Origin of the sequence: Cellulophaga baltica (genome assembly GCF_900102165.1) — a bacterium.
Taxonomy (GTDB): domain Bacteria; phylum Bacteroidota; class Bacteroidia; order Flavobacteriales; family Flavobacteriaceae; genus Cellulophaga; species Cellulophaga baltica.
Genome location: NZ_FNBD01000016.1, coordinates 1 through 15,567, shown reverse-complemented (window position 1 = coordinate 15,567; position 15,567 = coordinate 1). Strand labels below are relative to the sequence as shown.

The window sequence follows — 15,567 nt, the reverse complement described above, 5'->3', positions numbered from 1 at the left end:
TTAATTGAGTTGCAGGTGTATGACTATAAGCTTTGAAGCTATGATTGCAACGGGTGTTGCAAATGGGCAATTATGCTCCTTGGAAGCCATCGCAATGGGTTTTAGAGATGGAGTGATCCATGTAGCTATCTGCGCCTGTGGGTGTATAATTTTCAATACAGTCAAAGTAAGTGTTCATAGAGGCGGAGGAATGCCACATGGATGCTATACAATGCGTAATTTATTATAGTGTCTGCATGGTGAACTATTTACCTTCGAAGCATAAGGAGCTCCTTGAGATTTTCTTAAAGAAATGCCATAAAATGGATAGCCTTATGTTTTTACATAAAAATGGAATTCCTTCATAAAAGAACTCCGCTATCATGATAAAACCCAACATCTCTTTTTGTATACCCGTAACAAAAAAGCTGATATTGGTAAAAGAGATAATGTTAGAAATACTAAAATAAACGGCTTATTAATAAGAATCATTTAAATACATACAACTCATGAAAACTATATTTTTTGCTGCATTTGCCATGCTATGTGTAACTAATATTTTGACTGCGCAATCTTCTGCTAAGGAGGATTTAAAGAACGTGGAAACAGAGAAATTACTATTGACTATTTTCTTGAAGCACGATCAGTCTATGAACCTAAATGAAATAGAAGCTATTAGGAACGAGCAAGGTTTTTATAAAAATTTCCCTCCAGAAGGTGTTTCTGTGGTCAATTGGTTTGTAGTCATGGGGATAGGCCAAATGGTGGTGTTGGAGTTGCCCGCCTCAAAACTTAAAGAGGTAAATTTAGCCATAGAAAGAAGCGCTTGGAAAGCTTTTCGATCTGAAATTTATCCTACCTACGATTTGTATCCGATTGTAGAGCAAAAGCTGGGCAATACTTCTAAAGTAAGCTACTAAGCATGGTGCTAACTCCTCCAGATTACTCTATCGTGAACAGGCTAAAATAATTTGAAGGAATCACAACGCACCAATAAAAAACCTTTAATTTCTGTGCTGTAGTCTTAATAAAGTTAGTAGCAAAAAGCTTATTGAAAAACTAGTTTTTCAGTGGTACTGCATATATTTTACCTGTCATCATATCGGGGACTAATAATCTGTCTTTATCCTCTTCAAGATAAAAATCTGCGGCAGATGCTAGTCCTTCTATAAGTAGGGTAGACGCTTCTGTTATTGGGTCTATTTTCCAAACTTTTCCAGAGACCCAACTGCTTACATAATAGTTGCCTTTACTATCTTGTTCTACAGCATCAGCTCCTCTAAATTGGCCTTTTAGCGGGGTGAGTACACCATCTTTTGTCACTAGAAAATTTCCTTTAAAAAAAGCAGCAACCATACTATTCCCATCGTTATCTACACCTACACCATTGGGGTTTAATATTAGGGGAGAAGTATCTTGTTGTATAGTGATATGCCCTTCTAAATCTACATGATAAATACGCCCTAAGGCTGGAATTTTTTTTGCTTCCTCACTGTCTAGCGGCCATAAGTTGTTATTGGCGTCCCGCATGTATTCGGTAGCTCCCATATCGGCAATAAAGATTCCGTTTCCTTTGCCATCTAATGAGACATCATTTAAATAGAGAACAGGCTTAGGGAAGTCGGCTTTATCAACAAAAATACTGGCCTTTCCTTCGTTATCCACTTTCCAGATTTGGGTAACATCAGAGAAATACAAATACCCATTGAGGAAAACAATTCCTTTAGGCTCATCAAAACCTTTTGCAAAAACCTTAATACCGTTCTTGGAGACATCTACCAATTCGCCATCGCCTGGTTCTTTTGCATTCATTACAGTGACATAATAATTATCGTAGAAACCTTTCGTGATACTCTCGGGCTTCATGCCCACGGAAATGGGAAAGGCTATCTCAGATTGTGCTTGAGCAAGAAAGGCCCATAATAAAGTAATGGTGAAAGTATTTTGTTTAGTTCCCATAGTACTGTTTTTAAGTAGATTAGTCATATGTATTTTTTCTTAAGCGGAAATGCTAAGTTCCTCTAAGTAGCTTACGCGCTATAAGGCAAAGACTACCTATTTATGAAACCTATAGAGGTAATAGCAAATGTTCCATACACGCTCGCGAAACAATTTTAAATTAAATTCACTGGTGGTGCTGTATTGATTGTAATCGTTTTATAATAAACACTTTAACGCATTGTGTTTTCACAAAGCTATACGTCATTTATCTCTTTTTCTGGGAGTTTTGATGCAGATCATAATAAAATTGCTGCGTGTATGAGGAGGTATGAAACTGATTTGGAAAATATTTGGCTTCTCTTCTATTTTAGTTGAAGTAGATCTTTCAGTTTGCAAATGTTTGTATTAGGCCTTGGAAATTGGTGGACGATAACAGGAAATAGAGCAGTCTTTAATAGGTCGTAAACTGCAACTTATTAAATTTCAGTTAGTTATATTTATAAAAGTGAAATTTGAGCCATACACGAAACATTATATTATTTAAGGGCAGTATCATGTATAGCAGTTTCATCCTTAAACAATGCGGCTAATAGATCAAACAACAGATTATTCTTTATGTTAAACTCTTTCTTTAAATTCCATTCTTGAATAATTACAACAATTGCATTTATTTCGGTTATCACCATCAGTATTGGCCGCCTTTACCTCTGGCGGTATAAGTTTCATGGCCTTGGTAATTACGTAGCTACGAACAATACCCGTAACCTATTTTCGTATAATCGTCTAGCATTCTAAACGATGCGCTGGAATCGGTATAATTGGTAAACGATTTTTCTCTCCGCTAGCATAACTTGCCAATGGTTAATTTATTTTAACTTTACATAGTGCTATAGAATACATAGTTATTCTTGTTCAAAAATAATATTCCTCTCCGTATTTTTCTTGTAGAGATCCTTAGCAACAACTATTTTGCTTGCAGTTGCAACATAGTTTTTGCTCTTTGGATTTAGCATATATTCTAGCTGGTACGCAATCATTTTTTCAAATGGAATAAGGAAATTTTTCGTGTCGCATTGTTCTAAATTACCTTCCTTAAGTAAATTCAGGACCGTATAGACAGATTCGATAGTGCTTAGACATAGCGATTCTGGCTGCTGCTTGATAATAAATTTTGATTTTATCTCATTATCAAAACTTATTCTTTTTAGTTTTTGTAGGTTTTTACTTAATTTAAGTATTTTACGAGCACAGGGCCAAGTACCATCGATAAGGAAAATGATTGGATGAGCTCCCATAGTAGAATTGATTTCGGAACTATCTCTTAGCGATAAATTGAAATTATCTTTTCCCGGATAAAGTAAGAAAGAAGTGCTATTTTCTTGATACAGAAGTTTATTTACACGAATGTTATTAGTAAAATCTACACCCACTATAATTTCTGAATTCTCAAGTTGAAGATTAGTCATATGCCCCGTTCCGTTTTTCTCTTTTTTGTACTCTTTCGGGTGCATAAGAATGATGAAACGAGTCTTGGTATGGAATGAACTAATATGTTCACAAATACAGGTGCTTGAGGGCCTCATGCATTTGTAACATTGTATTCTTGTTTTTTTTAGCGCTACGTGCAAGTTGAATATCTTTTTAATGTCTTCACCAGTATAAGTGCGGCAGTAGTAGGGAATTTTTTGTTTCCGCCTGCATCCTGCAAGGTTTAGGCACGAAGCTAAAGCTTTTTTGTCTATTTCTAATTTTTTGTTGCAAGGTGAAGATGGAATACTTCATCTAATTATCTGCGATTTCATAAACTTCCCGAGCCAAGAATAGGGGAGCACAGAACTTTTTACTATTTCTTAATGGCTTTTTTGGCATTGAGTTAATTAAGCCAAAACTATTTTATTCCCAAAGCACATTTAGGTTTTTAAAAACTATATTTAGGGCATCTTTTTTGTAACCAACGTTGGAATAAAAATCAATTACTAAAGCTGTAATTATGGGTGTTCCAGAGACTAATTCGTTAAGTTCAACTGTAAATTTGGTGGGTATGTCCTTTAGTAATTTTGCGATTCTTGTTTCATTACCCACGGTCATTTTATAGGACATTATCCCGTTACCTTTCGGATCAAAAGCATTTGCTTTATGTCCTTGAATAGACCTTAAAACACCATTATTTATTAAAATTCCTTCAATCATTACGGTTCCAGTATCTGAATTTCCAATAACAGAATTTATTTTGAAGGTAACCTCTTTGTTTTCTGTAGTTATTTTTGAATTGATCAATGCTAAGGTTTCTTTATAATAGAGAATCTCTTTCTTTTGCTGATCAATGGTAACATTTTGAGTGGTTATTATTCCGTCTTTAGTTATTAATTCCGATTTTAGGCTGGCATTATCTGCTTCAAGTTCTGTACAATTAGTTTGTCCTAAAACGATGGTGGTTGATAGTATTAAGACATACGTTAAAAGATTCATTTTTTTCATATTGGTGTTGGTGGTTTTTTGATGTTTTAATGAGAGCTTACAATGTTTTTAACCTCACAAAAGTTTTTCATTTAATCTCTTATAACCTTGGTAAAATTGCACTTACTCTAAGATTGTAGTAAATATACGCAAACTATTCAATTTTCTCCTAAGCTGCCATTCCGTTTTAGGTATAGAATTTTTTACGGACAAGCATTGGTTCTGCGCGTTTAGATGTGCGCCAATACTCGTAAATCCTATTGATCCTACTAATTTAGTCAACTAAAAATACTTCCCGTGCGAATATTTTTTTTCGGACTATATTTCGGTATCTCAGCTAAAGATTAATATATTGATAATGTGTTATTTAAGGGCATGGTTTACACAAGTTAAAGATCAGACTCCATAATTTAAGGTTCTGTCTAATGTGTAGCTTATCAAATGTAGGGTAGGAGTTAAGCGCTTTTTACGTTTTGAGAATTAAGACAAAATTCTAATGATTTAATTTTTGCCTATTCTACCATTTTATAGTCAAGTTCCAAACGCTCTATGTTTTTTATGTATTCTTGTAAGCTTTTTTATTTTATCGGAATTGTTTTGGTTTGGTGTTTCTACTAGCATTTTCTGCTATTTCAATAATTCTTTTTTGTTTAGTTTCATCTCTTTTAGCTAATACAATCCAACTTAATAGAATTTTCTTTGCTGATTTACTTAAACTCTCGTAATATTCTAAAGCTCCCTCTCTTTTGTCAAATTCTTTTTTTAAATTTTCAGGAAGAATTAGTGCTTCTACATCATCTAGTATAAACCAAGAACCATTTGCCTTTGCCGTTTCAATAGCTTTATAGCCAGCTTCTCGAATAAGTTTTTTTGAAGTTAAATATTCTACTTTATCTTTATTAACCTTAGACCAAATACTGTTAGGTTTTCTTTTGCTAAAATATTGGATGTACCTTTCTGAGTCAATTGTTTTTTTAGTACTATCTATCCATCCAAAACAGAGTGCTTCATCAACTGATTCACTCCAACTAATAGAAGCCACTTTTGTTGATTTTTTATAAAAAACAAGCCAAACAGACTGTTTCAACTGGTGATTTACCTCTAACCAGTTTCTCCAATCTGTTTGACTTTTAGGATAATATGTTTCTATTTCCTTCTTATTCATTATGTTGTTCCAACCATTTTAATATGGCTTTATTTGTTTCTTCAGGTTTTTCTTGTTGGATACAATGCCCACAATCTAAACTAACCACTTCTGCATTAGGTACAAAATCTGTTAAGTTTTCCGACTTAGGAATAATATCCTGTTCACCGTATATCATAAGTGTGGGATGTTGTATAATCGGCTGTACATCGGCTAGTAAATGCCAATTTAGGTCAAGGTTTCTATACCAATTTATACCTCCTGTAAATCCTGATGTTTCGAAAGCAGAAACATAAACAGCCAATTCACTCTCACTCATTATAGGGTCTCCAAGTGATTTCTCTGCTTTTGCAAGATTAATCATCATCATACCTGGTTCAGGCATTGTAAGTGGTACATTTTTTCGGAACAAATTACCAAGAAACTGAGATTTGTTTTCATCCAAAATAGCATTTGAGACTCCTACTTGTCTATTAAAGTGAACAAAATAATTATCTGGTCCAAATATTTCTTCCATAAACTCTATCCAAGGTTTTTCTCCTCGTTGCATATATGGTAAAGCCAAATTTATTATTTTACTTACTTTCTCAGGATGTAATAAAGCTAGATTCCAAACAATATTTGCTCCCCAATCGTGACCGATAAAGGTAGCTTTTTCATATCCGTAGTGGTTAAGTAGAGCAACTAAATCTCCTGTTAAATGTTCAATGCCGTATGCTGTTATTTCAGTTGGGCAAGATGATTTACCATAACCTCTTTGATTTGGAACAATCACATGGTAACCAGCTTTAACAAGTTCGGGGATTTGAAATCGCTAAGAATATGCGTTTTCTGGAAATCCGTGGCAGAGCAAGATAGGTTTACCTTTATTCTCTTTGCCTGCTTCAAATACTTCAAGTTCAATATTATTGACTGAAATCATAGTAGATTTTGGAAATTCGATTGAATTAATACTTTTGTTCATCTGTGTCGTTATTTTTTTGTTTTAAAATAATTGTACTACAAAAGTAAATTGAGTCTATGACAGCCTTATGGCAAGGGTAAAAAAGAGTTATTGATATATGTCAAAATATTCTTGTAAAGTCATATTATGAGGTTCGAAATTTTCTGTTAGAATTTCTATTATTTGAATTCTGTCTGGTCTAAAAAACCGAAACTCGTTACGCAAACGACAAAATGCAACTAAATACCAATTTTCAGAATTTAATATGGCAAATGGTTCTATTATTCTAATTGAAGCAGAATTTTCTTTATTGATATATTCTATTTTAACAAGGTTGTAATTAGTTAATGCATTTTGTAAATCTGATAAATTATTACTATTCCTTTCTCGATTTGTGTTTTGGTCATAACGTGTACGTTCAAGAAGTATATTAGCTTTATCTTTTGTTGTATATTTTAGAATTGATTTTATTTTATCTATTGCTTCTGAATAGTCCTTTACAAATGATGCATCTTTACTATTTAGCACTAATTGTTCTGCAAGTATTAAAGCATTAGCTTGTTTTTCAGTAAACATTACAGGTGGAATTTTATATCCGTCCATTAATGTATAGCCTTTTCCTTCCTCCGTTAATACAGGAACTCCAGATTGTTCTAACGCCTTTATATCTCTGTAAATAGTTCTTTTGCTAATACTAAATTTATTAGCTAATTCCGAGGCAGTTACAATCTGTTTGGTCTGTAATTGAATTAAGATTGCTGTTAATCGTGACAGTCTATTTGTTTCGGAATAATCCATTTTTTAATGTAGTTATTGGTTTTTTCAAATGGCTTACAATGTCTCTGCTCGTACGTTTAGTACGAGAATTAAAAGTACTTAATTTCCGAATAAGCTCTAAACTTTAGGTTCAGCTCCAAAATCCATAATAAATATAGCGGTGTTGTATGTTTGTCTTATTCTATAATTAGGTTCACCATTTTTTCTATTTCTTTTTTTAGAGGTAGAAGTTGTTCATTGTTGGTGAATTCTCTTTGGTAACATTCACAATAATTTTCCCAAGTTTTATCTTCGGATTCACTATCTACATTATTCCAAATTCTCTCACATTTTTCTATACCTTCTAATTCTTTTTTTATCGACTTGCTTATTAGATAAATATTGTCTTCAATTATAACAAGAGCATATAAACTGTTTGGTTTAAAAGGACCGATATCTTGTCCGTCAATACTTATCATACCATAAGCTTGTATGTTTTCTGTCTGATTGATTTTGTAGGAATGAATACCGGTTATGACATAATCAGAAGCAAATGCATAAGAAAAAATATCTTCTATTTTATTCTCAGTAATATTATTAAAATTATATCCTTGTTCTTTGAAATAATCAGAGAATATAAAATTTGTTGTACATAATATAGAAATTTCTTTTTCATAGACGGTTAAAGCATCAAGCATTCTAAACCCAAGTTCAGGCAGAAATGTCTCAAGGTTTATTTTACCTGTTTCATTGATTTCTTGTACTCTAGTGGGGATTAAAATATGTTGAAGTAATTTTTCTAAAGCAAGAAGAGAATCATTCACTTGTTTATATGTTCTATCATTGTATTCTTTTTCTTCAAAATACGCAATGTTAGAATTTCTTCTTTTGATATAGTTTAACTCTTGTTCGCGCTTAATTTCGTTTTCATTACCTTTTGCTAATAGACTTATTTTAGAGTTGCTTTTAAAATCATTATTCTTTTCTTGTCCATTACAAGAAAATATTGCTGTAAATAAAACTAAGTATATGTATTTCATTTTTTCTTAATTAAAGCTAACTTTCAATAAAAGGATCATAGGGCAGGTGATAAGCACTTTCGTTTCGGTTTATTGCTTAGCTAAATATATATATATATATTGCTATCATTATTTCTACTATCAAACACCAAATTTTATATTTGGCGGACTTAGTTACAGGCTCTAAACTTTAAATGAAGCTCTAAAACCTGTATTAATTTTAGCGATGTTGACAGCTTTTACTGTCCCCATTTGTGTATAACATTTTCATTCCACATTTTCTCCCTAAATTTTCTAAATGAATCAGGTGCATTTATAAATCTCAATTCCGTTTACATGTATTGCACTTTCGAGAAACGCTTGCGCATTTCGTCCATATCCGATTCCTGAAATTGGTAGTTTTTTAATCTATTTTCAATAAATAAACGCTTTGTCAGTTCAGCAGATTGTGCAGGGTTCATTCCCCACGTTTCTTGCTAATTGTTAAAAGCTGTTTCCCAAATCTGTGCCATGTTATTTACAAATTTTATCCTCTAATAAATCACATTCAATTCCTTTGCTTTTAAGTTCTTGCACAATAGTATTTGTATTAATTAAATCACCCTCAATCCTTAAAATAGAATGGCCACAAGGGTAGGGTTTGTTGAAATCTTCCAAGTCAAAATTGATTTTTAGAGTTGGATACTTGTTTTTTAAAAATTGCAGAATTTCTTCTGAGTGACATTCTGATTTTACGTTTGTTATAACGACATCCACCATATTAAAAAAATTCCTGTGTTAATTCATTATTAACCACAGCTCCAGAAATGTTTCCTCCAGAAACTGCTATTGCTACAGAGCGCATTAACGTACTATTGTCGCCACAAGCAAAAACGCCTTCTTCTGTAGTTTTCTGCATAGAATTGACCTCAATATGGCCGTGTTCCGTAAATGCACAGCCTAATTGTTTTGGTATGCTAGAATTTTGTTCAAATGGGATTGAAGCATATGCACACTCATAATTTTCTTTACTACCATCTTTAAATACAATAGTTTCTAATTGCCCATTTTTATGTTCAAGCCTTGTAATTTCTTTTTCTACAATTTTAATATTGTACTGCTTTAATGTATCGAGTTGGTTTTCTTTGAATTCCTTCGTACCCGAAGTGATGATTGTAATCTCTTTTGTTAAATTTTTCACTAAAGATGCAAGGTGAAATGCTCTTTCTCCGTTAGCGATTATAGATGTTTTTTTATTTCGTATTTCGTAACCGTGGCAATAAGGACAGTGTACTACAGATATTCCCCAACATTGTGAAAATCCAGGTATGTCAGGCATTATGTCTTTAATTCCTGAAGCAAAAACCAGCTTTTTTGCTGTAAAAACATCACCATTTGAGGTTGTGATTTCAAAACCATTTTTAATCTTCTTGCCACTTACGGCAAGTCCGTTATACAATTTGATACTGTCATATATAGCTAATTGACTTTTAGCGATTTTAGCTATTTCTCTGGGAGAACTTCCGTCTTGGGTCAGAAAATTATGAGAATGTGGTGTTTGACGGTTACACGGTTTTCCCGCATCTATGATCAATGTTTCTCTCAATGAACGTCCTAAACTCAGTGCTGTAGAAAGTCCTGCATAACTCCCACCAATAATTATTACTTCAAATTTTTTGTTATCCATTTTGCTGTTGTGTTGAGTGAAGAGCGATATGGGCTTCGGTAGCGCAAGAACTAGCCCTAATACTCCAATTAATTGTATAATTTCTCTTCTATTCATTTTTATTTTAACGCGAACTAGTCGCAATAGTGTGTTGCCAAAAATACAATTTTTTTGTATTATTGCAACTTATTCGCAATAATGTATGAATCGAAGAAATACGCCTACAAAAGAAGCGGTCTTAAATTTACTTTTAAATTCAAAAAAAGCATTGAGCCAAGACGCTATTGAAAACCAACTTGATATTAAAATCAATAGGGCAACTATATACCGAGTATTGAATAGATTTTGTAAGGACGATTTAGTCCATAGAATTGTTGCAGAGGATGGGAAACAGTATTTTGCCATTTGCAAAAAATGTGAGAATCAAGCAGCGGTTCTTCAACATCACTTTCATTTTCGATGTTTATCGTGTGACACAATTGAATGCTTGCAAGTGCCGGTAACGTATTCCGTTCCTAATGGCTATAGAGTCCAAAACGCCAACTGTGTTCTAACTGGGGTTTGTAATGACTGTTCGTAAATTTTAATGGGTTCAGATAAGGTTATTTTATCAAATGATTAATTCCACATTCCATTTGATTCTGTCAAAATAATAGGGTTCTTGTCTGTAATTAATATTGTCTGTTCGTGTTGGGTTACATACCCACCTTTATTTCCTACTAAAGTCCAACCGTCATTCAGTTCAACCGCAATAGTGGACTTTGTTGAAATAAAAGTTTCAATTGCAACCGTTGTATTTTTTTTAAATCGTTCTCTATTACTTCTTACCCTGTAGTTTAATATATTTTCCGGCTCTTCATGTAAACTTCTACCAACTCCGTGACCAGCCAAGTTTTTAATGACTTTGAACCCAGATTTTTTTGCTTCAGTTTCTATCAAATATCCAATATCTGAAATTTTCACTCCACCTTTGATATTGTTTATTGCTTTGCGTAAAATATCTTTAGAAGCATCTACAAGAGGTTGGTGGTTATGAATGTCATTTCCAAGAACAAAAGAACCACCATTATCAGACCAAAATCCGTTAAGTTCTGCCGATACATCAATATTAACTAAATCTCCTTCTTTTAATATTTTTTTCTCTGAAGGTATACCGTGTGCCGCTTCTTTATTTATACTAATACAAGAATAACCAGTAAAACCATAAGTCTCGAAAGGTGCAGATTTAGCTCCATAACTCTTCAAAATTTCGCCGCCATATTCATCAAGCTCTTTAGTAGACATACCAATTTTAGCGTACTCTCTCATTAATTTTAGCGTTGTTCCAACAACTTCACTAATTTTTTTCATTCCGATTAATTCGGCTTCCTTTGTTATTGACATATCATTTTTTTATTAGCCACTCCGGTTATTTACATGTTTTAAGCTTTAAATTTAGGAAATAAAACCGAATAAAAATCCGTGAGAATTTTTGTGAACTAACCAAAAATAGCCTCTAATTTTACCTGGGTTGTGGGCGGTATTTATTTTTCTAACTTTAATAATTCAATATATGGATTACCTTCTAATCCTAATAATTTTGCAAAAGCAGGTTCCGTTTTTATTCCGCTCGATTTTAGATCTTTTACTTTCTGTTTAAATTCAAAACCTTTTTCTTCTAAAATATTTCTTTCAATAATCATATGTCGATATGCATCTTGCTTCTCGGTAGGAATATTTTGTCCAAAAATCTCAAACAAAAAATTTTCCGTTTTAAACTCGGCAATAGTCGATTCAATGTCATTTTGTAATATTGAATACACCTTAAAGTCTTTTTTTTGAGAAAATTGATCTAATAAATATGCTTTAAATTCAGAATGATTTTGACATTCACAAATTATGTCCAAATCACTTTCAGGCACATCTATTTCAATTGGAATAGTTCCTGTCAAAATTGGATTATATTTTTTAAGTTTCTCTAAAACTTTATGCTTTTTGATTTCGGAAAAAGCAAGTTTTTGCCTTTCGTTTCCAGATTTTAAATATTCAATAGTTCTAAAATTCACAATCAATTCTTGCTATTTTTTTAAAGTATTCAAACTTGTTATTGGGCTATTATTGGCGTATCTAAGGACCTAATTTAGCAAAAATTTAAATGCGCCTGATTTTAGAATTTAGGAGTCTTGCAAGACTAGAGTCTTAGATTAAGGAGAAATTTAATTGTTTTTTTATCCCCATTCTGCATCTTGAAAATCAAACCTCATAATCTCGGCTCCTGGCTCTATAGTTACGAGTGCAGTCGTATCAAGAATTGTCCATTTTTCCGAAAATCCAGCTGAAAAATCAAGGGTATTCCTTCTTAAGGTAACTTGAACAGATTCAGCCTCTTTATGCTTAAACACTATTTCAGGACCTTGTTCCGATTCTATTACATAAGGTTCTTCTGTGGTTAAAAACTTGATTATAGTTTTTCTTGATTCTTGAGTGAATTCAGGGACAATCTCAGGAGTTTCTTCTAGAATCTGTCCTAGATCCTTATTTTCAGACCTACACTTCATTGCAAAATTTCTTTCTACGGCCGTAATGTCATAACTCATTTTTTTTAATTTTATTAGAAATCTATTCTTTATAAACGCTTTTCTACCTATTAAAAAGAGTTATATTTTATTTCAAATATGGTTCTCTTTTTTTAATAATGGTTAACGGTTTGGGCTTTGAGTAGTTGTGTAGATTAGCACTTTGCTTAGCAAGTACACACCAAACTGAAAATCTGCGAGGATTTTCAGAAGTAGACGAGAACAAGCATTACTAATCCACGACATTATGCTTAGTACCTTTTAGTAATCATTATATTCATTCGGATTTTCTAATCGAAATTTTGGGCTATTTTCCAGAAAAATGTCAAAATACGCAGTGTGTGTTGCTCCTAAAAGGATAAAAATCCTGTCATTTTCTGTCATTTCTATGTCGTTAAAATTGCTATACATTTTTAAATTCCGTTGGTAGAATTTAGTAATTTCATCAACTCCTTCTTGATTTCCTGTGGTATGTTGTGTTGCTAAGAAATTGTATAAGTCAAATGTTTCCATTTTATAATCTCTCGTGTTAATCGTTCTAAATTGTTCTTTTAACTTTAAAGCATTAACCCTTTGGTAGTTATCCATTACTTGTGAAATATAAAGACTATCAGTGATTTTTTTATTGGCAATCTCGACTAAGCTTGGATAATCAAATCCTGTTTGGCTGTCTATTCCATAAATTCGTTTTGTACCACTCAATCGAGCCACTTCAAGTCCGATGGAATTTAATTCGTCCGAGTAATTTAATCTTTTGGTTTGGTCTTTTATATATTCCGAATAAGTCGAAGCTATATAGTCATTGTTTATAGGTTCCAACTCAAGACAAATAATAGTAGGATTAAATTCAACAATTTTTTCAACGAGTTTTTTTAAGTCAGCTTTTTCATTTGGGTCACTCAAGTCTATTTGAGATGAGTTTGCGTCTGATGTTTGACTTAAATGAGCAGTTCCAAAGTTTAAAACCTTAATTTCTCCGTTTATTTCTGTTTTAGGATTTTGTTTATTCTTATTGTTTTCTTTTTTTATTTCAGTATTGCAACCCAATAAAATTAAAGTTGCTACTCCAATTAGTAGTTTATTCATTGATTTTCTTTTTTCTTTTAATATTTAAAGCAAAATTCCAAAGATTTTGCGGACTTCATAAAAATTCTTAAACCTTTAGATGAAGCCAAAGCCCATATAGTTTATAGGTATTGTTGTAGCTAGTTTTTATTACTCTTCTTTCAAATCTTTATACATAATGTATGTGTCAACCAGGCCTAATTCAGAATGTCTAAAACCTTTTGGTGTGGTTCCAATTATTTCAAATCCGTATTTTTTCCATAATTCTACTGCTCCTTTATTTGTGCTTACCACAATATTAAACTGGATTCCTTCGAAATTATGTAGCTTTGCTCTTTCAAGCGAATGTTCACAAAGTTTTTTTCCAACCCCTCTTCCTTGCGTGTCGGGATTTACCATATAACTACAATTTGCAATATGATTTCCTAAATCAATTTGGTTAGGTTTGATAATATATGTTCCGAGTATTTGTCCATTATCTTCGATTACAAAAGTTTCCATATAATCTGCAAACCAATGCTTTTTCAAATCCTTTTTCGGTGTATTTGGATTGAAGACATAGGTGTCTCCAGTTTTAATGACTTCTGAGAATATCAGCCAAACTTGGTCAAAATCGGATTCTATTGCTTTTCTAATATTCAATATTTATAATTTCTTAAATTAGCTACAACGTTCATTATAACAACCGTAGGGCAGGTGATAAGCACTATCATTTCGGTTTATTACTTAGCTAAATATAAATATTTTGCTTTTATCTTTTCTGCTATAAACGCCAAATTTTATATTTAGCGGACTTTGTTAATATTCACAGATCTTTCGGTTTAGCACAAACGCCCTATGTTTTTTATACCGTGTTGTAGGGCGTATTTACTTTTTTGATTTCTTTCAGTCTTTTCAAAAAGAACCCTTTTTCTGCTTCCCAACCATATTCTATCACGTTATTTAATTTTAAATAAGTCAATATTAAATTCGTATTATCATTTTTGAGTATTTCAGTGTGATTTTTGAAATATTTTTTAGTGTCAATCTCAATTTCATTCAATTCAACTACTTTTTTATTAAAACTATTTTTTGCGTCTACATCAAATTCGAGAGGGTATTTGAAATCGAAAGGAATGTCAGGAGTATTTTCACTAATTAATCCACCGTACATATGTCTAAATCCATAACCAAAGAACCATTTATCTCGTTCTATTAAATCATCTTTTTTGTAAAACTCAGGTTTTCTGCCAGTTTTTCTACCCCAAAAGAATTCAAAATCTCCTAAAAATTCAGTTTCAAATCTAATTCTTGCATAATCAAAGTCGATTTTACCAAGTAAATATTCAAATTTTAAAATGAATTCAGACCAATCATTTCCTCCACTTAAATTTTTATAAGTAGTCCCAAAAGTTGTTATTGGACTCTCGTAATAATATGGATGTTCAATAGATTTAGTGTTAAACATTTCAGCTCTAATCCAAGGGTAATTTTCATCAGGTTTCATTTCTTGTATAGTTTTATTAAATGATTTAATATCATTCAATTTAATCATTCCGTAAACTATTGAAATATGTCCCATTTTTGTTTTTTATATGCCCTACAACGTTGAGTATATGGCAAGTAGGGCAGTAGAAAGCGATAACCTTTCAAGTTTGCACTGAGCCAAAGCGTTGTATTTTGTTTTTATCTTATTCATGTTAAAAGCTAAATCAACGATTTGGAGGTGTTTGTAAATAGCACTGAACTTTCGTAAACCATTGAACGCCCTATTTGCTATATACAGTGTGTGTGCCCAGCATGGGCATCTTTTGTTTACCGAAAGGTAAATAATTAATTTAGAGGGTGCAAGTCCCTTATGGGCAGGTGTAACGCCTTGAACCATTAGTAAGCTGCAAGGTTGCTAGTTGTGAGACTAGGACTGAAGGAAGCAGGACTACAAAACTCGGTACTGACGAACAGAAACCGTATATGAGGCATAATTATCTGGGTAAGCAACCACATCATTGTAACGCCCTAAAGAGTACAAAAATGGTAGTTATGTAGATACGGCGGTGATCGAGAGAAAGAAGATGTTCTTACCT

The 15,567-nt window shown here is 32.6% G+C and carries 19 protein-coding genes; 3 read left to right on the top strand and 16 right to left on the bottom strand.

What is annotated here, in order from left to right:
- The first annotated feature begins 19 nt into the window (after window positions 1-19).
- Window positions 20-229 carry a hypothetical protein gene (locus BLQ19_RS18870; protein ID WP_029445635.1) on the top strand — a complete coding sequence of 70 codons (210 nt, stop codon included), beginning with the start codon at window positions 20-22 and terminating at the stop codon, window positions 227-229.
- Between the two features lie 259 nt (window positions 230-488).
- A complete protein-coding gene (locus tag BLQ19_RS18865) occupies window positions 489-899 on the top strand; it encodes a hypothetical protein (protein ID WP_029448324.1) in 411 nt (136 codons plus the stop codon).
- Window positions 900-1,038: 139 nt separating this feature from the next.
- On the opposite strand, the gene BLQ19_RS18860 is transcribed toward BLQ19_RS18865, so the two are convergent.
- From BLQ19_RS18860 to BLQ19_RS18820, 10 genes are all read right to left on the bottom strand, one after another.
- Window positions 1,039-1,938, bottom strand: coding sequence for an SMP-30/gluconolactonase/LRE family protein (locus tag BLQ19_RS18860; RefSeq protein WP_254788436.1), 900 nt, complete (start codon window positions 1,936-1,938; stop codon window positions 1,039-1,041).
- 518 nt (window positions 1,939-2,456) lie between these two features.
- Entirely contained in the window at window positions 2,457-2,606 is a 150-nt protein-coding gene (locus BLQ19_RS21420) for a hypothetical protein (protein WP_217637588.1), read from the bottom strand.
- A gap of 216 nt (window positions 2,607-2,822) precedes the next feature.
- The gene (locus BLQ19_RS18855; protein WP_302846555.1) at window positions 2,823-3,548 is read right to left on the bottom strand and encodes a tRNA-uridine aminocarboxypropyltransferase; all 726 of its coding nucleotides are present in this window, start codon (window positions 3,546-3,548) and stop codon (window positions 2,823-2,825) included.
- A gap of 265 nt (window positions 3,549-3,813) precedes the next feature.
- The gene (locus tag BLQ19_RS18850; RefSeq protein ID WP_024479717.1) at window positions 3,814-4,398 is read right to left on the bottom strand and encodes a hypothetical protein; all 585 of its coding nucleotides are present in this window, start codon (window positions 4,396-4,398) and stop codon (window positions 3,814-3,816) included.
- 562 nt (window positions 4,399-4,960) lie between these two features.
- The gene (locus BLQ19_RS18845; protein WP_074539361.1) at window positions 4,961-5,542 is read right to left on the bottom strand and encodes a YdeI/OmpD-associated family protein; all 582 of its coding nucleotides are present in this window, start codon (window positions 5,540-5,542) and stop codon (window positions 4,961-4,963) included.
- Complete coding sequence (locus BLQ19_RS18840; RefSeq protein ID WP_302846556.1) at window positions 5,535-6,326, bottom strand: alpha/beta fold hydrolase; 792 nt, start codon at window positions 6,324-6,326, stop codon at window positions 5,535-5,537. Before BLQ19_RS18840 ends, BLQ19_RS18845 begins: the two co-directional genes overlap by 8 nt.
- 246 nt (window positions 6,327-6,572) lie before the next feature.
- Window positions 6,573-7,262, bottom strand: a complete 690-nt coding sequence (locus BLQ19_RS18835) for a helix-turn-helix transcriptional regulator (protein ID WP_074539360.1) — start codon at window positions 7,260-7,262, stop codon at window positions 6,573-6,575.
- A 155-nt stretch (window positions 7,263-7,417) separates the two neighbouring features.
- Entirely contained in the window at window positions 7,418-8,260 is an 843-nt protein-coding gene (locus BLQ19_RS18830) for a hypothetical protein (protein WP_074539359.1), read from the bottom strand.
- Between the two features lie 311 nt (window positions 8,261-8,571).
- Complete coding sequence (locus BLQ19_RS21740; protein ID WP_302846554.1) at window positions 8,572-8,700, bottom strand: hypothetical protein; 129 nt, start codon at window positions 8,698-8,700, stop codon at window positions 8,572-8,574.
- Window positions 8,701-8,999: 299 nt separating this feature from the next.
- Complete coding sequence (locus BLQ19_RS18820) at window positions 9,000-10,001, bottom strand: NAD(P)/FAD-dependent oxidoreductase (RefSeq protein ID WP_083332296.1); 1,002 nt, start codon at window positions 9,999-10,001, stop codon at window positions 9,000-9,002.
- 85 nt (window positions 10,002-10,086) lie between these two features.
- Between BLQ19_RS18820 and BLQ19_RS18815 the strand changes: the two genes are divergently transcribed.
- Window positions 10,087-10,464: a Fur family transcriptional regulator gene (locus BLQ19_RS18815; RefSeq protein WP_025614338.1), complete on the top strand. Its 378-nt coding sequence runs from the start codon at window positions 10,087-10,089 to the stop codon at window positions 10,462-10,464.
- A gap of 38 nt (window positions 10,465-10,502) precedes the next feature.
- Here BLQ19_RS18815 and map read toward each other — a convergent pair whose 3' ends face one another.
- The 6 genes from map to BLQ19_RS18785 form a co-directional block, all read right to left on the bottom strand.
- Complete coding sequence (gene map, locus BLQ19_RS18810) at window positions 10,503-11,267, bottom strand: type I methionyl aminopeptidase (RefSeq protein WP_074539358.1); 765 nt, start codon at window positions 11,265-11,267, stop codon at window positions 10,503-10,505.
- Between the two features lie 140 nt (window positions 11,268-11,407).
- On the bottom strand, window positions 11,408-11,929 hold the full coding sequence (locus BLQ19_RS18805; RefSeq protein ID WP_367888708.1) for a DUF4269 domain-containing protein: 522 nt from the start codon (window positions 11,927-11,929) through the stop codon (window positions 11,408-11,410).
- Window positions 11,930-12,091: 162 nt separating this feature from the next.
- The gene (locus BLQ19_RS18800) at window positions 12,092-12,460 is read right to left on the bottom strand and encodes a hypothetical protein (RefSeq protein WP_034668265.1); all 369 of its coding nucleotides are present in this window, start codon (window positions 12,458-12,460) and stop codon (window positions 12,092-12,094) included.
- A gap of 240 nt (window positions 12,461-12,700) precedes the next feature.
- Window positions 12,701-13,525 carry a DUF5694 domain-containing protein gene (locus BLQ19_RS18795; protein WP_025614341.1) on the bottom strand — a complete coding sequence of 275 codons (825 nt, stop codon included), beginning with the start codon at window positions 13,523-13,525 and terminating at the stop codon, window positions 12,701-12,703.
- Between the two features lie 129 nt (window positions 13,526-13,654).
- Window positions 13,655-14,146 carry a GNAT family N-acetyltransferase gene (locus BLQ19_RS18790; RefSeq protein ID WP_025614342.1) on the bottom strand — a complete coding sequence of 164 codons (492 nt, stop codon included), beginning with the start codon at window positions 14,144-14,146 and terminating at the stop codon, window positions 13,655-13,657.
- Window positions 14,147-14,348: 202 nt separating this feature from the next.
- Entirely contained in the window at window positions 14,349-15,065 is a 717-nt protein-coding gene (locus BLQ19_RS18785) for a hypothetical protein (RefSeq protein ID WP_074539357.1), read from the bottom strand.
- Window positions 15,066-15,567 lie beyond the last annotated feature (502 nt).